General features: G+C 62.1%; 16 protein-coding genes and 2 tRNA genes. 4 read left to right on the top strand and 14 right to left on the bottom strand.

From position 1 onward, the window contains the following. Positions 1-2: 2 nt before the first annotated feature. The 7 genes from ACTAQJ_RS12690 to ACTAQJ_RS12660 all read right to left on the bottom strand — a co-directional run bounded on the left by ACTAQJ_RS12690 (position 3) and on the right by ACTAQJ_RS12660 (position 8,269). Positions 3-716, bottom strand: a complete 714-nt coding sequence (locus ACTAQJ_RS12690; RefSeq protein ID WP_498696562.1) for an N-acetylmannosamine-6-phosphate 2-epimerase — start codon at positions 714-716, stop codon at positions 3-5. Positions 717-730: 14 nt separating this feature from the next. Next, a complete protein-coding gene (locus tag ACTAQJ_RS12685; RefSeq protein WP_498696560.1) occupies positions 731-1,711 on the bottom strand; it encodes an ROK family protein in 981 nt (326 codons plus the stop codon). A gap of 6 nt (positions 1,712-1,717) precedes the next feature. Next, positions 1,718-2,635, bottom strand: coding sequence for a dihydrodipicolinate synthase family protein (locus ACTAQJ_RS12680; protein WP_498696558.1), 918 nt, complete (start codon positions 2,633-2,635; stop codon positions 1,718-1,720). Between the two features lie 36 nt (positions 2,636-2,671). After that, positions 2,672-3,478: an ABC transporter ATP-binding protein gene (locus tag ACTAQJ_RS12675; RefSeq protein ID WP_442004729.1), complete on the bottom strand. Its 807-nt coding sequence runs from the start codon at positions 3,476-3,478 to the stop codon at positions 2,672-2,674. Further along, entirely contained in the window at positions 3,475-5,586 is a 2,112-nt protein-coding gene (locus tag ACTAQJ_RS12670; RefSeq protein ID WP_498696556.1) for a dipeptide/oligopeptide/nickel ABC transporter permease/ATP-binding protein, read from the bottom strand. The genes ACTAQJ_RS12675 and ACTAQJ_RS12670 overlap by 4 nt, the downstream gene beginning before the upstream one ends. Before the next feature lie 3 nt (positions 5,587-5,589). Then, the gene (locus tag ACTAQJ_RS12665; RefSeq protein ID WP_498702189.1) at positions 5,590-6,495 is read right to left on the bottom strand and encodes an ABC transporter permease; all 906 of its coding nucleotides are present in this window, start codon (positions 6,493-6,495) and stop codon (positions 5,590-5,592) included. Positions 6,496-6,646: 151 nt separating this feature from the next. Next, on the bottom strand, positions 6,647-8,269 hold the full coding sequence (locus ACTAQJ_RS12660; RefSeq protein ID WP_498696555.1) for an ABC transporter substrate-binding protein: 1,623 nt from the start codon (positions 8,267-8,269) through the stop codon (positions 6,647-6,649). A 352-nt stretch (positions 8,270-8,621) separates the two neighbouring features. Here ACTAQJ_RS12660 and ACTAQJ_RS12655 point away from each other — a divergent pair, with 352 nt between their 5' ends. After that, the gene (locus ACTAQJ_RS12655) at positions 8,622-9,350 is read left to right on the top strand and encodes a FadR/GntR family transcriptional regulator (RefSeq protein ID WP_477514371.1); all 729 of its coding nucleotides are present in this window, start codon (positions 8,622-8,624) and stop codon (positions 9,348-9,350) included. A 161-nt stretch (positions 9,351-9,511) separates the two neighbouring features. Here the strand turns inward: ACTAQJ_RS12655 and ACTAQJ_RS12650 are convergent. Further along, positions 9,512-9,585 (bottom strand) — tRNA-Arg (locus ACTAQJ_RS12650). Positions 9,586-9,869: 284 nt separating this feature from the next. Between ACTAQJ_RS12650 and ACTAQJ_RS12645 the strand changes: the two genes are divergently transcribed. Next, positions 9,870-11,696, top strand: coding sequence for a phosphoenolpyruvate carboxykinase (GTP) (locus ACTAQJ_RS12645; protein ID WP_498696552.1), 1,827 nt, complete (start codon positions 9,870-9,872; stop codon positions 11,694-11,696). Positions 11,697-11,808: 112 nt separating this feature from the next. On the opposite strand, the gene ACTAQJ_RS12640 is transcribed toward ACTAQJ_RS12645, so the two are convergent. The 4 genes from ACTAQJ_RS12640 to ACTAQJ_RS12625 form a co-directional block, all read right to left on the bottom strand. After that, on the bottom strand, positions 11,809-12,981 hold the full coding sequence (locus ACTAQJ_RS12640; RefSeq protein WP_498696551.1) for a globin domain-containing protein: 1,173 nt from the start codon (positions 12,979-12,981) through the stop codon (positions 11,809-11,811). Between the two features lie 140 nt (positions 12,982-13,121). Next, complete coding sequence (locus ACTAQJ_RS12635) at positions 13,122-13,592, bottom strand: RrF2 family transcriptional regulator (RefSeq protein ID WP_224094402.1); 471 nt, start codon at positions 13,590-13,592, stop codon at positions 13,122-13,124. Between the two features lie 23 nt (positions 13,593-13,615). Beyond that, positions 13,616-14,071 (bottom strand): hypothetical protein, encoded by a 456-nt coding sequence (locus ACTAQJ_RS12630; protein WP_477514369.1) that lies wholly within the window; start codon positions 14,069-14,071, stop codon positions 13,616-13,618. Positions 14,072-14,083: 12 nt separating this feature from the next. Next, positions 14,084-15,502, bottom strand: a complete 1,419-nt coding sequence (locus tag ACTAQJ_RS12625) for a phosphomannomutase/phosphoglucomutase (RefSeq protein WP_431118339.1) — start codon at positions 15,500-15,502, stop codon at positions 14,084-14,086. A gap of 141 nt (positions 15,503-15,643) precedes the next feature. Between ACTAQJ_RS12625 and ACTAQJ_RS12620 the strand changes: the two genes are divergently transcribed. Then, positions 15,644-17,809, top strand: coding sequence for a RecQ family ATP-dependent DNA helicase (locus ACTAQJ_RS12620; protein ID WP_498696549.1), 2,166 nt, complete (start codon positions 15,644-15,646; stop codon positions 17,807-17,809). A gap of 171 nt (positions 17,810-17,980) precedes the next feature. Continuing rightward, positions 17,981-19,414 (top strand): MFS transporter, encoded by a 1,434-nt coding sequence (locus tag ACTAQJ_RS12615; RefSeq protein WP_498696547.1) that lies wholly within the window; start codon positions 17,981-17,983, stop codon positions 19,412-19,414. A 106-nt stretch (positions 19,415-19,520) separates the two neighbouring features. Here the strand turns inward: ACTAQJ_RS12615 and ACTAQJ_RS12610 are convergent. Next, a tRNA-Ser gene (locus tag ACTAQJ_RS12610) sits at positions 19,521-19,608 on the bottom strand. 144 nt (positions 19,609-19,752) lie between these two features. Further along, entirely contained in the window at positions 19,753-22,038 is a 2,286-nt protein-coding gene (locus tag ACTAQJ_RS12605; RefSeq protein ID WP_498696545.1) for a prolyl oligopeptidase family serine peptidase, read from the bottom strand. Between the last annotated feature and the right edge of the window lie 10 nt (positions 22,039-22,048).

Genomic DNA, 22,048 nt, shown 5'->3' with positions numbered 1-22,048 from the left:
GCCTACAACCGGTACCTCTGCGTTGTGAGGCCCGTGTGCATCGCACCCTTGAACCAGCCCGTAATCGTGGCCGGGTGTGTAATGGCGGTGCCAACAACTACGGCAAACGCCCCGGCATCCAGTGCTTGGCGGGCCTGCTCCGGCGTGTGGATGCGACCCTCGGCGATGAGGGGCTTGCCCACATCGGCAGAGGCGATCTGCTCCAGCAGCTCCAGGTCCGGGCCAGGAGTCTTCGGGCGCTCTCCGGTGTAGCCGGACAGGGTGGTTCCGATCAGGTCTGCGCCGGCTTCAACGGCTGCCACGGCGTCATCGAAGGAACCGCAGTCCGCCATGACCAAGGCGTGGGACTCGGCGTGGATGCCCGCAACGGTGGCAGCGAGCGACAAACCATCGGGGCGAGCCCGACGGGTACCGTCAATCGCCACAACATGCGCGCCTGCGTTCGCCACGGCAAGCGCATGCCGGAGCGTGGGGGTGATGAAGACGCCATCATGACCGTCCTTCCAGAGGCCGATGACGGGAACTTCGACGGCGGCACGCGTGAACTGTACGTCGGCCAGCCCTTGGACGCGGATCGCCGCAGCGCCGCCGATGACCGCTGATGCCGCCACCTGAGCTGTGGTGCGGGGATCACGCATCGGCTCGCCCGGGTAGGCCTGGCAGGAGACGATCAGCTGGGAACGGAGGGCTTCGAGGCCTTCGAGGGTCAGGATCATGCTGTCTCTTTCTTCTAAAGGACGAGTTTCGCAGCACCAACGATGGCCGCGGTGTTGCCCAGGGTTGCCCGCGCCACGGGGACCTCGGCAAGAGGGGCCAATAGCTCTTGGCGGAGGGCGGCTTCCATGGGTTCCCACCAGAGCCCGCCGGAGTCCGCCAGCCCACCGGAAATCACTACGGTTTCAGGGTCAAGAATGTTGATGAGTCCGCCTACGGCTTGACCTGCGGCGGCCGCCCCGAGATCAATGGCACGCAAGGCAGCGGCTCGGCTGGCAGTGGCGGCAGCACCGCCGTCGGGCACGCCAGGAGGAGCACTTGAAGCCAGCACGAACACGCCGCGCGTATCCGCCGCCTCGCGTGAAGAACCACCAAAGCGCAGGTACGACTCGTGAATAGCGGGTCCCGAAGCCACGGCCTCGACGTGTCCGGCATGGCCGCATACACATGGCAGCGGAGCCCCATCACATGTGGCGTAGGGCGAGGCAAAATGCCCAACATGACCGCCAACAAAGTGATGCCCCAGAATAGGAGTGCCATCCACAACGAAGCTGCCGCCCACACCCGTTCCGAACGCGACCATAAGAGAAGTGGACGTTCCAGCTGCGGCACCAAGCCACGCTTCGCCGAGGGCATGAGCATGGACGTCGTTGACGGCCCGGACCGCAGAAGGAGACAGCGAAAGCCGGGAGGACAGGCCTGAAACAAGACCAGTTCCGGCCCAGCCAAGAATCGCGTCGGTCGCTGACACCACGGAGCCGGAAGAAGCATCAATAGCCCCGGCGGAGCCGATGCCGACGCCGGAAACTGAAACTCCGGCGTCGGCAGCGCGTTGCATCAAACCCGATACCAGGGCAGCGGTGGCGTCGAGGATCGCCTGGCCGCCAGCCCGGTTCAACGTCGGAATAGTCTCCGACATCAGCACTTCACCGAAGCCGGAAACAACCCCGGCGGCGGTTTTGGTGCCGCCGAGGTCAACGCCGATCACGTGGGTCATGGAGGCCTAGACCAGCCCGTTCCGCTCCAGAATTTCACGGATCAGCGCAGTCTCATCGGAGTTCAGGGACAGCATCGGCTCGCTCATCGTGTTGGACTCAATAACGCCCATCACCTGCAGCGCGGTCTTGAACGCTCCCAGCCCACCGGCACCACCGGAGACACGGCCGTTGGGGGCGTAGACGATCTCGAAGACGTCGGCCAGACGGTCCTGCTCCCGGGCGGCACCAACCCAGTCGCCAGCCTTGGCGGCGTCGAACAGCCGGCGGTAACCGGCCGGATCCACGTTGCCAAGACCCGGCACAACACCCTGAGCGCCACCGAGGAGGGCTCCATCCACCACAACTTCGTGACCGGTGAAGATGTCGAAGTTGGGAATGTCCTTGGCTGCCAGGAGCAGCTGGCGGAACGAAACGTCGTCGCCGGAGGAGTCCTTCACGCCGGCGATGACACCATCACGGCCCAAGCGGACCAACAGGTCCGTTGGGAGCTTGAAGTGGGTTCGGACGGGGACGTCGTAAGCGAAGATTGGCTTCTCGACGGCTGCGTGGATGCTGCGGAAGTGAGTTTCGGTCTCCGCGGCGTTGCCAATGGCGTAGTACATGGAGGTCACCACGATGGCGTCAGCGCCCAGGTCCACCACTTTTCGGGCTTCCTCGATCACCCGGTTGGTGGTCTGCTCGTTGGCGCCGACGATCAGCGGGACCGCTCCGGCGTTGGCGTCGGCGATGGTGGAGACCACCAGCTCACGCTCGTCATTGGTCAGGTAAGGGACTTCGCCGGAGGAACCCAGAACGAAAAGTCCGGACACACCGCCGTCGATCAGGTGCTTGGTGACGTTCTTCAGCGACGCAGTGTCGATGCTGCCGTCGGAGTGGCGGGGCGTGATGACCGGGGGAATGACGCCCTGGAACTGAGTGGACACAGAAATCTCCGTTGTTGGTAGCTGGTGAGGGGAAAACTAGATGTGGAGCAGGCTCGGCGCGGCGCCCAGCAGCTTCTTGGTGTAATCGTTGCCGGGGTTGTCGAAGACCTGTGCGGCTGTGCCTTGTTCCACGATTTTGCCGAAGTACATGACGCAGATGCGGTCCGAAACATAGCGGACTGTTTGGATGTCGTGAGAGATGAACACCATGCCCAGGTTCAGCTGGGTCTTCAGATCTGACAACAGGTTCAGGACCTGCGCGCGGACGGAAACGTCCAGGGCAGACGTCGGCTCGTCCGCCACGATGATGTCCGGATCGAGCGCCAGTGCCCGGGCGATCGCCACACGTTGGCGCTGACCACCGGAAACCTGCGACGGCGTCACCTCGGCTGCCGATTGTGGCAAGCCAACCAGCGCCAACAGTTCCTTGACCTTGGCAGCGCGGCTTGCAGCGTTCCCGATGCCGTGGATCTGAAGGGGGTCGGTGAGGATGTCCTGGATGGTCATTCGCGGGTTCAGTGCCGTAGCCGGGTCTTGGAAGACCACCGAGACCGAGCGGCCAAACTGCTTGCGCATTGCAGCGTTGCGCTTGATGGCTGGCTTTCCGTGGAACAAAACCTTGCCCGACGTCGGCGGCTGAAGTCCCACGAGAACTGATGCGAGGGTGGACTTGCCACAGCCGGACTCACCAACGATGCCCACGGTTTCGCCGCGGCTGATGGTGAAGTCCACTCCGTCAACAGCTTTGACGATGTTGGGCCGGAACAAGCCGCCGGTCCTGGCGTGGTGATACACCTTGACGTCCTTGAGCTCGATGACCGGCTTGGAGCCTGATTCGCTCATTTCGCGTCCTCCTTCAAGTGGCTGGCCCAGTAGTGATCCGCAGCGTCGCCATTGGGAGACGGGACGGTGGTGAGGACGAGCTTTTGGTTGGGGTTGGCGTCGGCCCTGAGTGAGCGGGCCGCGAAGCGGTCGCCCGCAGCAAAATCGCGTGGTGAAGGGACTGTGCCGGGGATCTGGTGCAGCCGGACGGCGTCGGCCTCGATGGAGAGCACGGCCCCCAACAAGCCACGGGTGTACTCGTGCTTGGGGTTTTGCAGGAGCTCGGAAGACTGGGCGGATTCCACCACTTGGCCGGCGTACATGACTGTGATGCGGTGAGCCAGGGAGGCAACCAAGGCGAGGTCGTGGCTGACGAATACCATGGCGAAGCCGAGTTGCTCCCGGAGTTCGTTGAGCAGATCAACCACCTGCTTTTGAACGGTGACATCCAAGGCCGTGGTGGGCTCGTCGGCCACCACGATCTTCGGTGAACGGGACAAGGCCATGGCAATCAGAACGCGCTGGCGTTGGCCCCCGGAGAGCTCGTGGGGGTAGCTGGCAAGCGTCCTGGCGGGGTCCAGTTTTACCATTTGCAGCAGTTCAGCAGGTGTCTTTCGGCCGCCACGTTTGGTGAGCTGCTCCAGCTGGTCCTTGATCTTCATGGACGGGTTCAGCGAGCTCAACGCATCCTGGTAGACCATGGCAATCTGCTCGCCGCGCAGCCCCTCATAGGCCTTGGGGTTGCTGTGCTGGGTCTTTGCGTCGAGGAGTTCCTTGCCATCAAACAAGATGGACCCGGTGACCTGGGCTGTCTTGGGCAGGAGGCCCATCACAGCGAGTGACGTGATCGACTTGCCACAACCGGACTCGCCCACCAGGCCCATGGTTTCGCCTTCTCGGACGGTGAAGGAGACGTTGTCCACGATCGCGGTCTCGCCGAAGCGGCCCGGGAAACGGATGGACAGGTTTTTCACCTCAAGGACATTGCGGGCTCCGGGGGAGACCTGGGGGAGGCGGTCCGTTCGCTTGGCTTCGATGGCTGCCAGCAGTTCCAGTTCGCGGTCCAGCAGGAGGTGCGGGTTGGCGGCGGCCAGCTTCACATCAGTCAGTACGGCGGAGTCGCCGAAATCAGAGACGGGCGTGTCGCCGGAAGCCGCCCGAACGCCGTCGAGCTCGTGTTCCTCAACCACCGAAGGCTGGGCAACGGAGGTGGCGACCTCAGTGTCAACAGCAACCACTGCGGAGGATCCGTCGTCGTCCTTGACCGCCGGGGCCCGACGCAACTTCGGGTTCACCATGGCGTCAGTGAGACCCTCAGCGAGGATGTTTAGGGACAGGACGGTCAACAGAATTGTCAGGCCAGCGAACGTGGTGGCCCACCAGCCACCGGAAAGCACCAGATTGCGGCCGTAGGAGATCACGTTGCCCCAGGACGGCGCCGGATCCTGAACGCCGGCGCCCAGGAAGGAGAGCGAGGCTTCGAGGATGATGGCGTCGGCAACCATGACCGTGGCGAACACCAACACAGGAGCTGCGGTGTTACGGACGATGTGCTTGACCAGGATGTAGAACCGGCCAGCACCGATCACGCGCTCGGCACGGACGTAGTCTTCGCCGTATTGGGCGAGCACGTTGGCACGAACCACGCGGGCCAGCTGCGGCGTGTAGATGATGGCGATTGCGATGATGATGGTCGGAACAGAGTTGCCGAAAGCGGCCAGCAAGACTGCGGCCAAAGCGATGCCCGGGAATGCCATGAGAATGTCCATGAGCCGCATGATGATCTCGTTCACGGACTTGCTGGAGGTCGCTGCGAAGGAGCCCAGGAGCGCACCGGCGAGGATGGCTAAACCAACCGCGCCGAGGCCGATCAAAAGCGACGACTGTGCGCCGAAGAGCAGGCGCGAAAAAATGTCGCGGCCCAGGCGATCGGTGCCGAAGAAGTGTTCAGCGCCCGGCGGGGTGGCCGGAATGAAGGTCTCCAGCGGATCGTGCGGGGCGATGATCGGCGCGAAAATGGCCGCGAAGACAATCAAGATGAGGAAGAGCAGGGCGATGCGGGAGCCCCAGGGCAGGGCCTTGAAGCGGATGCCCGGTGCACTTAGCCGTTCTGCGAGCTTGCTGCGCATGAGCTATACCGTCCTGATTCGGGGATTGATGAGCAGGTAGAGAAGGTCAACCACGATGTTCACCAGAACAAAGGTGACCGAGATGGTGAGCACCACGCCCTGGACCAGATTGACGTCCAGGTTGGTGATGCCATTGAGGATCAGCTGGCCCATGCCGGGCAGGGCGAAGATCATTTCAATCACGACGGCGCCACCCAGCAGATAGCCCACGCGGAGTCCCAGCACGGTCACCGGGGTGACGAGGGCGTTGCGGAGAACATTCTTGGAAACCACTTCGCGGTAGGGGACACCGTTGCCGATGGCTGTGCGGACGTAGTCGCGGTCAAGCTCTTCCACCATCGAGGTACGCACCACACGGATCAGCGATGCCGAGACGGGAATTCCAAGCGCGAGTGCCGGGAGGGCCATCGAGTTCAGCCAACCGCCAAAGCCGGATTCCGGCGTCGCAATTCCGCCTGAGGGAAACATCGGGCTGGCGCCGAGTGCGAACCACTGGATGAGCAGGATGCCCAGCCAGAACGACGGCGTGGCTATCGCGGCGATTGAGAAGACCCGGATCAACTGGTCCTGCCACTTGTCGCGGTAGAGGGCACCGAGGATTCCGAAAGCCAGGGACAGAACAATTGCGATTATGACACCCAGGAAAGTCAGCTGGAGCGTCAACGGGAACGCAGAGCCGATCATGGATGCCACTGACTTTGCCGGCGGGGTTGTGACGCCGAGATCGAACTGCAGGAGCTTCCCCAGGAAACGGAAGTATTGCAGGACCAGGGCATCGTTCAGGCCATTTTCCTGGCGGTACTGCTGCTTGGCTTCTTCGCTGGCACCGTCACCGAGGGCGGAGCTGGCTTGGTCGCCCGGGGCGGCCTGCAGGACGAGGAAGACGAGCAACGTAATGCCCAGGATCATCAATGGCAATGCTGCCAGCCTGCGGCCAAGCAGACGCAATATGGTGACCAATTTGTTCTCCGGTTGGTTGGGGGTGCTGCTGGTTGTGGGGCCTGCTCTGCGCGCTACTTTGGGGATTTAGGCCGCAAAGCAGGCCTCGCAACTCAGGTTTCTAGGCGGTACGTCCGACGTCGATGAACGACAATCCGGTGGTGGGCAGAGGCTGGAAGCCCTTGAGCTTTTTCTCGTCCCAGGCGCTGGGAAGCTGGCGGTGGAGGACCGGGTAGAGGGGGACCTCGTCCGAGACCATGTCCACGATTTCGGCCACCACCTTCTTGGCGTCGTCTCCGGAGGCCTGCGAGCCCTTGTTCATCAGTTCCTGCAGCTTGGTGCGTTCAGGAGTGGTCCAGAAAGCGCGCTTCTCCATCCATGTGGCGCCGGAGTAGAACCAGCTCAGCAGCAGGTCAGCATCGTTGCCGAATACGGAGGGATCACCCGGGGCCGCAGCCACCGTGTAGTCACCCTTGCCCACGCGGTCGCTGTAAAGGGCACCGGACTGGAGGCTCTTCACGGTGACCTTGACGCCAGGGATCTTGTTCCAGGACTCCAGGATCAGCGGTGCAACGTCCTTCACCCAGGCGGTGTCCGTGGTGAGGAGTTCAAATTCGAGGCTGCTGACGCCCGCCTGCTTGAGCAGGTCTTCGGCCTTCTTAGTGTCAAAACCGTAGACGTTCTTGGCCTTGACGTAGTCCGGGTGGCCTTCCTGGAAGTAGGAGCTGGCCGCCTTGGCGTTGCCGAACAGGGCCTTCTTGATGATGGATTCCTTGTCCATGCCGTAGTGCAGTGCTTGGCGGACCAGTTTGTTGTCGAACGGGGCCTTGGCACAGTTGAACATGAGGAACAGCAGGCCGAAGGACTGGACGGAGTCCACCTTGACCTTGGACTTCAGGCCGTCGACGTCCAGGTACGGAACGTCCTCGATGGCCTGCACGCGGCCGGATTGGACAGCAGTAACGCGGGCCGCGGCGTCCGAAAGGAGGAGCCAGGTCATGCCCTTGGCCAGTGCAGGCTTGGGGCCGTTGTAGTCTGCGAACGCTTCGAAGACGATCTTGTCGTCCTTGACGGCGGAGACCAGCTTGTAAGGACCGGAGCCGATTGGCTTGGCGTCGAAGGCCTTCAGATCGCTGGCGAGTGCCTTGGGGACCACCTTGACCACCGAAATTCGCGGCCCGAAGCCCGGGAAGGCGTACTTGAGCGTGAATTCCACCGTCTTGGCATCCAGAGGCTTCACATCCTGGATGAAGGGGATGAACTGGGAGAACAACGACTTGTTCGCGGGGTCCATGACGCGGGTAAACGAAAAGGCCACGTCTTCGGTGGTGACCGGGGAGCCGTCATGGAATTTGGCACCATCACGGATGGTCACTTGATAGGTGGTGTCGTTGATTTTCTTTGGATCTGACGCTGCCAGGGCGTTGTAGGGCTGGCGCGTGGCCGGGTGGAGCTCAATGAGGCCTTCGAAGATGTGGAGGTTGGCTGCCATCGGTGTGGCTCCCGAAGAGCTCAGCGGGTCAAAGCCTGTGGAGAGGGCGTAGGAGATGCCTGCCTCGATGATGAGGTCCTTGTTCACGGCCGCGGTGTTTGCTGCGTTCCCCGCGGTGGTGCTGGCAGCGCCGCCGCACGCAGAAAGGGTCGCGGTGAAGGCAGCGGCTGCACTAACTGCGCCGCTCAGCTTGAGGAAGTTTCGGCGGCTGGCGTCATTGACCAGCGGCAGGCTGTTGATGGTCTTGCTCATTAGGGTGCCTCACCATTCGACTGTCGTGGGTTATCGGATGTAGGACGTCCGATGCTCGTATTGAAACTGTAAGGGTGGTCACAAGGGGACGTCAAGTGAGAAATGGATCACGGTGGGGCTGCCTGGGAAGCTGGAGCCTCGAGGGTTCGTCGCCGTCCAGGTGCCAGAATGCGGAATTCTCAAGGAATTCCGAAGACATACCTATCAAGGAGGTGGGACATCCGATATTGTATGTTGCGAGTCACTCAATCTGCGGTGGGCATTAAGCTCGCCTCAATATTAACACCGCACTCCTTCTGCATCCGAGGTTCACAGGCCTCTGCGGGAAGAGTGCATCGGCAAGGAGAGCCCCATGACAACTTCCGGTGTCGTTCCGCAAGCGCGGTTCAGTGCACAGGCCCGGCTGCGTGCATTGCAGTCGGACATTATGGAACTCATCCTTGAGCGCGAGCTCGAGGCGGGTGACCCGTTGCCCACGGAGAGCGAACTTTCAGTCGCCCTCGGTGTAGGGCGCAATACGTTGCGTGAGTCCCTGAAAGTGCTGCAGGCCCTGGGGGTGATCGAGATCCGCCATGGCTTCGGCATGTTCGTGGCGCCCAGCAACTTCGATGCCTTGGCTGATGGCCTGACATTCCGGGGCCGGCTTTCCCTCCGGCACCAGGGGCTCGAAGCCTTGCAGCTGGTGGACGTGCGGCAGGCCTTGGAGTCCGGGCTTATCGCCTCCTCCATCGATGTGATGACCAAGGAGCAGCTCGCGTCCATCGAGGAATCTGTGAAGCAAATGGAGGAACTCGCTGCCGCCGGCGAGAACTTCGTGGCCGCCGACGCAGAGTTCCACCGCCGACTATTCGAACCCCTTAACAACGAGCTGCTGATCAACCTGATGGGGGTCTTCTGGAAGGTGTACCGGAAGATCCACGTAGAGATCGGCGCCGGTAATGAGGACCTGGCCAAGACAGCCGCGATTCATCGGAACATCTATGCCGCCGTTGCAGCGGGAGACAAGGTGCTCTCGGCCGAGCTGCTCAACCGTCACTTCGACGGCATCCGCCGCCGCATCAGCGAGGCCGTGGGGGAGTAAGCGTCCGCACCAATGGCAAGGGCCGCCGTCGTACCTTTTCGGAAGTACGACGGCGGCCCTTCCCGTTTCAGCGCTCGGCCCACGCACTACTGCTACTCAGTTGGGCTAACCCGGGCAAAACAAAAGACCCGCACCGGCGAACCGGTGCGGGTCTCAATCTGTGCGCCCAAAGGGATTCGAACCCCTGACCTTCTGTTCCGTAGACAGACGCTCTATCCAGCTGAGCTATGGGCGCATTTCGTGTGATTCTCGGCGGTCTGTTTCTCTGACCCCCTCGAACCTCAATAAACTTTACAGAAGTTCATGTGAAGTTCCAAATCGAAAAGCTGTAATCTAGGCAACTAGACCGGTCTATGTGACCTTCCTCACTTAAAACACGCTTCTCCGAAACTGAAACCTTGAATTCTAGGGGTTTTTCGTTTCCTCCCCACGGGACATCTGACGTCTGACAGGGGATTGGTCTGGTCCGGGACCCCTATCGTTTAGGACACACCACTGAACCCGAGGAAGGGAACCGCAATGGGCGATCTGGCGCGACTGCCGCTGCTTGAGAAGGCACCTACTACGCATGCACGCCTGCTGGCCTGGGTTGAGGAAGTAGCCGAGCTGACTCAGCCGGACCGCATCCACTGGGTTGATGGCAGTGAAGCAGAGAACAAGAAGCTGACCGACGAACTCGTCGAGGCCGGCACCCTGAAGAGGCTGAACCCGGAAACGTTCCCGAATTCGTTCGCGGCGTTCTCTGACCCGGCCGACGTTGCCCGTGTAGAGGAGCAGACCTTCATCTGCTCCGAGAACGAGCGCGACGCTGGCTTTACCAACAACTGGATGGCCCCGTCCGAGATGAAGCAGAAGCTGCGCGGACTGTTCGCCGGCTCCATGCGCGGCCGCACCATGTACGTCATTCCGTTCGTCATGGGCCACCTGGATGCAGAGGACCCGAAGTTCGGCGTTGAGATCACTGACTCCGCCTACGTTGTAGCTTCCATGCGCATCATGGCCCGCATTGGCACGGACGTCCTGGACCGGATCACCCAGACCGATGCATTCTTTGTGCCCGCCCTCCACTCGCTGGGCGCACCCTTGGAACCCGGCCAGGCCGACGTCGCATGGCCGTGCAACACCGACAAGTGGATCGTCCACTTCCCCGAAGAGCGCTCCATCTGGTCCTTCGGTTCCGGCTACGGTGGAAACGCCCTGCTGGGCAAGAAGTGCTACGCGCTGCGTATCGCCTCTGTGATGGCCCGCGATGAAGGCTGGCTGGCCGAGCACATGCTCATCCTCAAGCTGACCTCGCCCGAGCAGAAGACCTACTACGTCTCCGCTGCTTTCCCGTCTGCTTGCGGCAAGACCAACCTTGCGTTGCTCGACCCCACCATCAAGGGCTGGAAGGTGGAGACCCTCGGCGACGACATCACGTGGATGCGTTTCGGCAAGGAAGGCGAGCTCCGCGCCGTCAACCCCGAAGCCGGCCTGTTCGGCGTCGCGCCGGGTACCGGTTGGGGCACCAACCCCAATGCCATGCGTGCCATCGCCAAGGGCAACAGCATCTTCACCAACGTCGCTCTGACTGACGACGGTGGCGTCTGGTGGGAAGGTATGACCGAGGAAACGCCGGCGCACCTGACAGACTGGCGCGGCGAGTCCTGGACTCCGGACTCCGACGCCCCGGCGGCACACCCGAACTCCCGCTTCTGCACGCCGATCGACCAGATCGACATGCTGGCTGAGGAATACTTCAGCCCGGACGGTGTGGAGTTGTCCGCGATCCTGTTCGGCGGCCGCCGTAAGACCACCATCCCGCTGGTCACCGAGGCCCGCGACTGGTCCAACGGTATCTTCATGGGTGCCACGCTTTCCTCGGAAACCACAGCTGCTGCTGCTGGCGCCGTCGGTGTTGTCCGCCGCGATCCCATGGCAATGCTGCCGTTCATCGGCTACGACGCAGGTGACTACCTGAACCACTGGGTGAACCTGTCGGCGAAGGCAAACCCGGAGCGACTGCCCAAGATCTTCCTGGTCAACTGGTTCCGTCGTACCGCTGATGGTGGCTTCGCCTGGCCCGGTTTCGGGGACAACGCCCGCGTGCTGAAGTGGGCCATCGAACGGCTCGAAGGCAAGGCAGACGCTGTGGAAACGCCCATCGGTTTCGTTCCGACCGGTGAGTCCATCGACCTTGAGGGCCTGGACATGACCGCGGCCGAGGTTGAAGCGGCCGTCCGCGTCGATGCCGGCGAGTGGGAAACGGAACTTGCGTCCATCGAGGAATGGTTCGCCAACTTCGGCGAGTCTCTCCCCGCGGCGCTGCAGTCCGAGCTGGACGGCCTCAAGAGCCGTCTGGGCTAGACCTCTTAAGGACAACGGCGTTCTTAAGACGACGGCGGCCCGTCACCTTTTTCATCAAAGGTGACGGGCCGCCGTCGTGCTTTTAGCGCTTTACAGGTTTTGCGGCTCTGCCTTAGTTCGCGAGCCAGACGTCTGGGCCGAAAACTTCGTAGTGGATCCGGGTGGCCGGAATCCCGGCCTCAATCGCTTCGTCGCGAATCTTCTTCATGAAGGGCAAGGGCCCGCAGAGGTACAGGGAAGCGTCTGCCGGCATGTCGACTTCCCTCAGGGACATGAAGCCTGCCTTGGCGCGGTGCACTTCGTTGCTGGGCTGCGGCGACTCAAGCCAGAGCTGCAGTTCCGCGTCAATGCTTGCGGCGTCTGCAGTCATTTGGCCGCTTAATGCCCAACTGTCCATGGAGCGTTCGGCGTGCAGGACAAGAACCTGGCGATCGGTGCCCGCCTCAGCCAGAGAGCGCAGGATTGAGGCCGTCGGCGTGCACCCGATGCCCGCTGACGCGAGCACAACCGGCCCTTCGCCGTCCTTGAGGGTGATCTCGCCATAGGGGTTGGAGATTTCGAGTACGTCGCCAGGTTCGACGGCGGTATGCAGGGCGGTGGACACCTCGCCGCCGTCGTTTAGCTTGGTGGTGAAGATCCGGCTGGTGCCGGCGTCGCCTGACAGTGAATACTGCCGAACTTGGCGCAAGCCGTCAGGGAGGGTGACCTTGACGCTCACATACTGGCCGGGAAGGGCCGGTGTTACGGCGGTGTCGTCGGCAGGTTCCAAGGTGAATGTCATGGCGTCCTTGCCAGCCGGTACTTTGGAAACCACGCGCCAAGGCATCCACATTTTATCGTTTGACTGGGAGGCATAGAGGTCCTTTTCGAGCTTGATCAGGGCGTCTGCCATAAGCCAGTAAACCTCTGTCCATGCCTCGGCGATTTCTGGTGTAATGACGTCCGACAAGTCGGCCGCGATTGCTGCGAAGAGGTGCTCGTAGACCACTCCGTACTGCTCTTCGGCGATGCCCAGTGAGGCGTGCTTGTGGGCGATCCGGGCCAGGACCTTTTCCGGGAGCGTGCCCGGGTTGTTCACCAGATGGGTGGCGAAGGCGGCGATGCTCCCGGCGAGTGCCTGTTGCTGATCACCCGAGCGCTGGTTGGAGCGGCTGAACAGTCCATCGAGCAACTCGGGGTGCGCTGCAAAGAGGCGTTTGTAGAAATCGGCGGTGATGTCACCAATACGCGAGCCGACCAGGGGAAGGGTGGCTTCAATAATGGGGCGGGATTTTTCCGAGAGCATGATTCTCCTGCGGGTAGGGGTCCGGTTGGGTCGTCCGAACCGTCACAATACAAGCATTTGGAATGCTTATATTTACACCTCAATTTCTACTCCTTGTAGAAAAGATGTGCAAATCGGAACGCGATCCGGCCCGCACGCCGTCAGGGCAGGGTTGCGGGGGACCTGAATTCGGGCCGGAGGCCTATTGTTTGGAAGACCGGATTCATCTGCCGGGCATGAGGCAGGGACGAGATGACGACGGTGTCGAGCTCACGATAGAACGCTTCGCGGGCCCGGTTCATTGCGTGGCGGAGACCGCACTCTGTGATGAGGGGGCAGTCATGAGTGGGGGACTGGCATTCGGCGGGATCCTGCCGGCTGTCCAAGTGACGAAGGAGTTGGCCAACCGTGGCTTGGCGACCCGCTTCGTTCAGGCGCGAGCCACCCAAGCGGCCTCGTTCCACATCAATCAATCCAAGGCTCCGCAATCGGACCATGGCCTTACTGACATGGTTATACGGAGTACCCACGGCGTCGGCAACAGCCTGCGTTGTCAGCAACGTACCCTCAGGGGCGGACGCCAACACCATAACGGCGCGGAGGCTCACATCTGCGAACGCGTTGATTTTCATGGGATCAGCCTACGTAGTCAGGTCTAGTCCACCCAGAGCGAGGGCTCATGGGTGTCAGGCTCAAGGGCGCCGAAGTCGAACCCTTCAGGTGTGTGGACGTAGGGGATGACGGCTGCCATGACCCCGCCATCCCGGTGCTCGGCAGTGCCGTGGATGCCATCCGAGCCATGCTCGGGCAGCGCGACATCACTTGCGATGGCCGCGGCCCGGTAATCGTTCCGACCCTGGCGAAGTAATTCCTGGACGTCCGTCAACATTGCCCCCGCGTCAATGTGACCGTCTTCGTCCGGCTCTCCTGGAGAAACCATGACAATCCGCATCTCACCCTCATGTGAAAGCGTGATGCCAAACGGGAGAAAGCCGCCGTTCTGCAGAATGTGCTCCTGGGCAGTTCCCAGTGCAGTCCCCAGAATCTCACGGAGTTCACGCTCCTGGATTGTCCCGGTGGAATCGGCGTCGTCGATGGGCTGCTCGCTCATGTTTGCCGGTCCCTATGCCCGGACCAGAGTCAGGACGCGGTCGCGGATTTTTTCCATGGTGGGCAGGTCTTTGGCTTCGGCGTTCAAGCGGAGGAAGGGCTCGGTGTTGGAGGGGCGCAGGTTGAACCACCAGCTGCCGTCCTTGGCGCTGAAGGTGCTGCCGTCCATGTGGTCGATCTCGACGTCATCGTTCTGGAAATCGAGGCGGACCCGCTCGATGGCGCCTGCTTTGTCGTCGATCTCGGAGTTGATTTCACCGGAGGAAACGTAGGGCTCGTACTGGCGCCCGAGTTCGGAGAGGGGACCGTCCTGCTCGCCCAGGGCTGCCAGGACATGCATGGCGGCAAGCATTCCGGTGTCCGCGTTCCAGAAATCGCGGAAGTAGAAGTGCGCAGAGTGCTCCCCGCCGAACACGGCACCTTCTTCGGCCATGACGGCTTTGATAAAGGAGTGCCCGACGCGGGTCCGGACTGCCCGGCCGCCGTCCTTGGCAACGAGTTCGGGAACGGCCTTGGACGTTAGCAGGTTGTGGATGATGACAGGGGTCTGTTCCCCTGATGCCTGGGCGCGGGCGATCTCCCTGCGCGCGACCATGCCGGTGATTGCCGACGGGGAGACCGGCTCGCCCTTTTCGTCGATCACAAAGCAGCGGTCAGCATCGCCGTCGAAGGCAAGGCCGATATCGGCGCCATGCTTGATCACGGCAGCCTGGAGGTCACGGAGGTTTTCCGGTTCCAGCGGGTTGGCCGGGTGGTTAGGGAACGAGCCGTCCAGTTCGAAGTAGAGCGGGATGATCTCGAACGGCAGGGCAGGAAGGAGTTTGTTGCCGAGCACTGCCGGGGTGGTCAGCCCGGCCATGCCGTTGCCCGCGTCCACGACGATCTTCAACGGGCGGGAACCGGAGAGGTCCACCAGCTGCCGCAGGTATTCGGAGTAGTCCTTCAGCACGTCCCGAACACCGATCTGCCCGCGCGTCGCCGCCGCGGGGATGCTGCCTTCGTTCAGGTATTGCTCGGCGAGGGCCTGGATTTCCTTCAGGCCGCTCTCGGAGGAAATCGGTTGCGCTCCGGCCTTCGCCATTTTGATGCCGTTGTATTCGGCCGGGTTGTGGCTGGCGGTGAATGTGGCACCGGCTGCGTTCAGGGCACCGCAGGCGTAGTAGAGCTCGTCTGTGGAGATCAAGTCCAGCAACAGGACGTTGGCGCCGCGCGTGGCAGCACCGTTCGCGAAGGCCTGGCTGAACTCCGGCGAGGACGGGCGCATGTCTCCGCCAACAAGGACGGTTTCACCTTCAAGACCCAAAACATCGATGAAGGCAGCACCGACCGCCTCGACGATTTCAGCCGTGATGGATTCCCCCACGATGCCCCGGACGTCGTACGCCTTGAAGGAAGCCGAGAGGTCGAAGTTCTTGTTCTGCTCGCTAGTCACGGGCTCAATCCTACTGTGGTAGCGCAATTGAGCATGAACCGGGGAAGGTGCTATGTGGAAAGCCAGTCCCATGGCGAGCCTCTTTCCACATAACCGGGGCCACCGGTTCTGGCTGTCAGGGGCTGCTGGAATACTGGGTCCATGGCCAACAACTCCCCAAATGCCGCTGTTTCCGTGGAATCCCCTACCCGTCAGAGGGCCTTGGCTTGTCTTCGTGAGCTTGTGGGGCACCCCGAAGCAGACTTCCATGACGGCCAGTTCGAGGCCATCGAGGCATTGGTGGACGCGGGGCGCCGTGCGTTGGTGGTCCAACGCACGGGTTGGGGAAAATCCGCGGTCTACTTCGTCTCCTCCTTGTTGCTGCGCCAACGGGGTGCCGGTCCCACGTTGATCGTGTCTCCTCTTCTCGCGCTTATGCGGGACCAAGTGGCAGCGGCCGCACGGGCGGGAGTCCGGGCAGTTGCCATCAACTCGGCCAACGCGCTTGAGTGGGATACTGTCCTGGCCCAGTTGGCAGCTGACGAGGTAGACGTTCTCCTGGTGTCGCCGGAGCGCCTCACCAATCCTTCGTTCAGGGAGAACCAGTTGCCCGAGCTGATCCGGAGGACCGGATTGCTCGTTATTGATGAAGCCCACTGCATTTCGGATTGGGGCCACGACTTCAGACCCGATTACCGGCGCATCGCGGATCTCATTGCCCAACTGCCCGAATCGGTTCCAGTCCTCGCCACCACGGCTACCGCCAACTCCCGTGTGGTTCACGATATTGAGGAACAACTCGGGGCCGGAGTGTTGACCATTCGCGGTGCACTGGGCCGCGAGTCACTGCGGCTCGGCGTTCTCAACTTGCCCGACTCCCGCGACCGCCTGGGCTGGCTGCTGACGCACTTGGCGGACCTCCCCGGCAGCGGAATCATTTACACGCTGACCGTCTCAGCCGCAGAGGACACTGCCAGGCTTCTTTCCGAGGCTGGACACAATGTCTTGTCATATACCGGGCGGACGGATCCTGCTGATCGGGAACGGGCAGAGCAACTCCTCAAGGACAACCAGGTCAAGGCGCTTGTGGCCACCTCCGCGTTGGGGATGGGATTCGACAAGCCGGACCTTGGTTTCGTCATTCACCTCGGAGCGCCGTCCTCGCCGGTGGCCTATTACCAGCAGGTTGGCCGAGCTGGCCGAGGCGCAGCCAACGCCGACGTCCTGTTGCTTCCAGGCTCCGAGGACCGGGAAATATGGCAGTATTTTGCCACCGCATCCATGCCCTCAGCCGAAAAGGCCGAGGCCGTCTTGAGGGTTCTTGGTGAGGCGAACGCTGCCATGTCCACGGTGGCGCTGGAAGCCCGCGTGGATCTTCGGCGCACGCCACTGGAACTCCTCCTCAAGGTCCTGGCCGTTGACGGGGCAGTTGAACGCGTGGGTGGCGGTTGGCGGGCTACCGGACGGACGTGGAGCTACGATGCCGAACGATATGCGCGTATTGCGGAAGCACGGGTGGATGAGCAGGATTCCATGGTGATTTACCAGGACACCGCAGGTTGTCGCATGGAGTACATGACCTCGGTGCTCGACGACGAGACCGCCGCCCCTTGCGGCCGTTGTGACAACTGTGCTGGACGCTGGTTCCCAGTGGACATCGCAGCGGCTGCAGTTGATGCAGCAGGCCAGACGCTCCGTCGAGCCGGGATCGTGGTGGAACCGCGGCTCCAGTGGCCCAGCGGAATGGACAGGCTGGGTGTGGGAGTCAAAGGAAAGATCAAGCCGGACGAAAGCATCTCCGAAGGCCGTGTCCTGGCAAGATTGACCGACTTGGGTTGGGGCGGTGCGCTCCGCGAGCTCTTTGCCGCCGGAGCACCCGATAGGGCAGTGGACCCCGCTATGCTGCAGGCCTGCGTTCAGGTGCTGCGCGAATGGTCGGGGGCCGACGGCGGAACTGCCTGGAGCGGGGTGGGGCGCCCGGCAGCCGTTGTCAGCGTTCCCTCAAGGAGCAAGCCCCAACTTGTGGACTCCCTGGCGCAGGGAATCGCGGGCATAGGGCGGATGCCGTACCTCGGTCAGCTGCAGCCAGAGCACGGCGGTCCCACAGGATCCCGTGGCGGCAACAGCGCTTACAGGCTGGCGGGAGTATGGGACCGTTTGGCGGTTGGCCCGGAACTGGCGCAGGCACTGGCAGGTATTGGTGACCAGCCAGTGCTCTTGGTGGACGACCTCATCGACAGCCGCTGGACACTCACCGTTGCGGCGAGGGCGCTCAGGCGGTCCGGAGTAGGTGCCGTGCTACCGATCGCCCTGGCCCAGGCAGGGTAGCGCGCAGGCTGGGATGCTCACCGGGGAAACGTTCAACCGGCGTAGTGCTTCAAGGCGGGACAGCGCGCTGAAAAGCGTCATGTTGTGAACGCTCCCACTGTGCCTCTATAGGATCGAGCAAACACGCCCGCCTGCTGATGCGGGCCACCAGACAAGACTTGGACCGGAGCCATGAGCACAAACCCGAGCAAAACCGACGTCGAAGCGGCCAACGAAACCAGTTGGCGCCCGCGCTTGGCACTGCTGGTGGCGGCAACGTTCTTCATGGAGTTTCTCGACGGAACTATCCTCACTACCGCCATCCCCAGCATTGCATCCGATTTCCGCGTGGCACCGGCTGACATCAACATCACTATGACTGCCTATTTGGTGACGGTGGCGATGGGCATCCCGTTGAGCAGTTGGCTTGCCGAGCGGTTCGGCGCCCGCAGGATATTCTGCCTGGCGATATCGGTGTTCACTATTGCCTCCCTTCTCTGCGCAGTAAGCACCGACTTGACCATGCTCACGTTGAGTCGGGTGGCGCAGGGGGTGGGCGGCGCCATGATGGTTCCTGTGGGCACCTTGGTGGTTTTGCGGGGCACGCCCAAATCCGACCTTCTCCGTGCCACCGCCTATTTGGTATGGCCAGGCCTGCTTGCCCCGGTTTTGGCTCCGATGGTGGGCGGCGCCCTCACCACCTTCCTGTCGTGGCACTGGATCTTCATCATTAACGTGCCCCTCGGCCTGGCTGCCTTCATTGCGGCACTGAGGTTGGTTCCGCGGACTCAATTTGATGCCAAACGCCGTCTTGACTGGTTTGGCCTGTTGCTGACTACCTTGGGCGTGGGTTCCCTTGTGGTGGGGCTGGAAACGCTGGGCGGACACGCATCCAATGTGCTGGCTGTTGTGGTGGTGGCTGCCGGCGTAGTGTCCCTGGCCGGCGCCGTCTGGTGGATGAGCAAAGCAAGGGTTCCGCTGTTCAACCTCAGCGTATTTGGCACCAGGACTTTCAGGGCGACATCCACCGGCGGATTCATTTACCGCCTGACCATCAGCTCGGTTCCGTTCTTGCTGCCGCTGATGTTTCAGGATGGTTTTGGCTGGGATCCCTTGAAGGCCGGGGTCATGGTCGCCGCAGTCTTCGTGGGCAACATCGGGATAAAGCCTGCCACCACACCCCTGATAAGGCGCTTCGGGTTCAAGCCGGTCCTCGTCTTTGCATCCTTCGCGTCAGCCGTGACGTTTGCCTTGTGTGCGTTCCTTAACGCCCAAACACCCGAGCCCCTCATCTTCGCTTTGTTGCTGCTCAGCGGTGCCTTCCGATCCATAGGCTTCTCCGCCTATGCCTCCGTGCAGTATGCCGATATCGTCCCGGGGCAGTTGCCCTCGGCCAACGCCATCTCAGCCACCCTCGTACAGTTGGCGGCTGCGGCGGGTATCGCCGTGGGCGCGTTGTTCCTAAGGCTGTTCGAGACAACGGATGTGCTCGGGGCGGACCACGTGGCGGCCTACAAGGGGGCTTTTATCGCCATGGCTGTACTCATGCTGGTCAGCACACTGGACAGCCTGACCCTGCACCGGCACGCTGGCGCGGAAGTCAGCCACGGAGCCAAGCGGGAGTAACCCTGGAGCGGCTAACCCAGCGGAGCTAACCCCTTTAGACCAGCGCTCGCGTAGGCCCTGGCCGTTAAACGCAAAAGGTCCCGGTTCGAAAACCGGGACCAATTCGCGGAGACGGGGGGATTTGAACCCCCGGTGGAGTTGTGCCCCACACTTCATTAGCAGTGAAGCCCATTCGGCCGCTCTGGCACGTCTCCATTTGCTATTGCTAGCCCACCAAGGATACGCAGAACGTGCCTTCCAGTGCAAAACCGCCGTCGATCGGCTGCCCATTTCGATGACTCGCTGCTGGCCGTGCCGTTCGCACGGCCTTACGTGCAGCGAGCCATCGAAACGGAACCTCAGTTGCTCCCGGCCAGTACACGCCAGAGGAAGTGGTTGCTTCGGGCTTGGAGTGCGGCTGCCTGCCTATTGTCCGAGGCGCCGGCATGTCCACCTTCGAGGGCTTCGTGGAACCAGACATTCGGGATACCCATTGCCTGCATCCGCGCTGCCATCTTTCGGGCTTGGACGGGGCCTACGCGATCATCCGAGGTCGCAGTCCAAATGAAGGTTTCGGGGTACTCGACGCCGTCATGAAGCAGGTGGTATGGGGAGAAGGTGCGGATGAACTCCCACTGCTCAGGCACATCGGGGTCTCCGTATTCCGCGATCCATGAATATCCCGCGGAGAGTTTGGTGTAGCGGCGCATGTCCAGCAATGGCACGCCGCAGGAGACCGCACCGAACAATTCGGGGTACTGGGTCAGCATGTTGCCCACCAACAGCCCGCCATTTGAGCCGCCCACGCAACCGAGTCGACGGCGGCTGGTCACGCCGCGGGAGATCAGGTCCTTTGCCACGGCGGCGAAGTCTTCGTAGGCGCGGTGCCTCTTTTCCTGCAGCGCCGCCCGGTGCCACGAGGGTCCGTATTCGCCGCCGCCGCGGATGTTCGCCACAACGTACACACCGCCGCGGGTGTGTGAGCCGGGGCCGTCAGCCAAGGCAGCAGCGGAAGTGCGACGCTCCAGCCAGGCCCTGCCAATGGTGCCGCTGTAGGCCGGGGTGCGGGAAACTTCGAATCCGCCATAGCCGGAAAGCTGCGTGGGATTTTGTCCGTCCAGGACCAAGTCCTTGGATGCCACCTGGAAGTAGGGGACCTTGGTGCCATCCGCCGAGACAGCGAAATGCTGCTGGACCTCATAGTCAGCATCATTGAAGAACGACGGCGATCGCTTCACCACGGCATGCTGGCTGGCCACGCCCGCAGTCGGGTTACCGGATGAAGCCACGCCGGATGACGCCACCTCGCCGGCCGTGAGGGTACCGCGGGTGAGGGTAGTGGGCGTAGTGAAACCGGTAGCGACCAGCCAGTAGTCATTTCCCGCGTTGGAAGCAGAGTCGGATTCGTCTTCGTCATCCACCGCATAGGCATTGACGTCGTGAAGCGGCGGGCACGCGTCCAGGACGGTGGCGACCCAGCCGCCGTCGGAATCCACGCGGGAAGGGTCCAGCACCCTGATTTCGGAAGAGACATCGCGCAGGAGGTTGAGCAGCAGATAGTCCTTGGTCCAACTCCACGACTGCAGCGACGTGTGATCATCCGGGGTAAAGAGCACCACAAATTGCCGCGATCCAGCCAAGTAGCCCTCGAGGTCAGCGGCCAGCAAGGAACCGGCCGGGTAGGTAACGCCGGAAACGTCCCAGTCCTTCTGCGGGCGGAACATCAGCCATTCTCGGTGGGCGCTGATGTTCACGTCGGTGGGCACGTCGATTGCGACCCATGAGTCGTCGCGAAGCAGCCACGTATTGCGGTTGTAGAAGTCGATGTAATCTACGGCGAAGGTCCGTTCGAAGCCCGGAGTTGAGTCGTGGGCCACGATGGCCAGCATGTGGTCTTCGGGGATGTCGAAGATCCGCTCTGCCTGGGCGAGGGATTGGCCACGACGCAGCCTCACACCGGTCCGGGCGTACGAGGAGGTGGTTGCAGGCAACCCCTCTGCCGTACTGGAGACCAGCAGTGTGTCTGCATCCAGCCAACTCACGTTGCCTTTTGCCGTGGGCAGGTCGAAGCCGCCAGCGGCCGGGTCAACAAAGGTGCGGGATTCGACGTCGAACTCGCGGTGACGGTTGGCGTCGCCGCCGTCGGGGGACAGCGAAACCATCGCGAAGCGGTACGCTTCCCCGTCCAAAGGACGGAGGAACCCGGCTCCATGGAACACCCATTCGACGCCTTCTGCGGCGGCGAGGGCATCGATGTCCAGCAGTACGTCCCATTCAGGTGCCTCGGAAACGTAGCTCTCCCACGTCGTCCGCCGCCAAAGGCCCTTGGGGTGCTCCTGGTCCTTCCAGAAGTTGTAGTAATAATCACCGCGCTTGTTCACCATGGCAATCCGGTCGGTCGAATCCAGGACCTCCAGAATGCTGGCTTCAACCGCTGCGTATTCTGCGTCCTCCAGCAAATCCTCGGTTCGCGCGTTTTGTTCGCCGACCCAGGCCAGCTGTTCTTCGCCGTGAATGTCCTCCAACCACACGTTCTCATCCGTGGGTTCGGGCGCGATGGTCGCAGCGTGGCGAGGCCCGGACTTGGTCTCCAGATCAGTGTCGTTGTCAGGAAGGGGCGTCTGATCAGCTTCTGTGGTGGTCATCGCCCCATCC

The sequence above is a fragment of the Arthrobacter sp. alpha11c genome, from assembly GCF_054149985.1.
The sequence above is the reverse complement of the archived record's forward strand: the minus strand, read 5'-3'. Positions and strand labels throughout refer to the sequence as shown.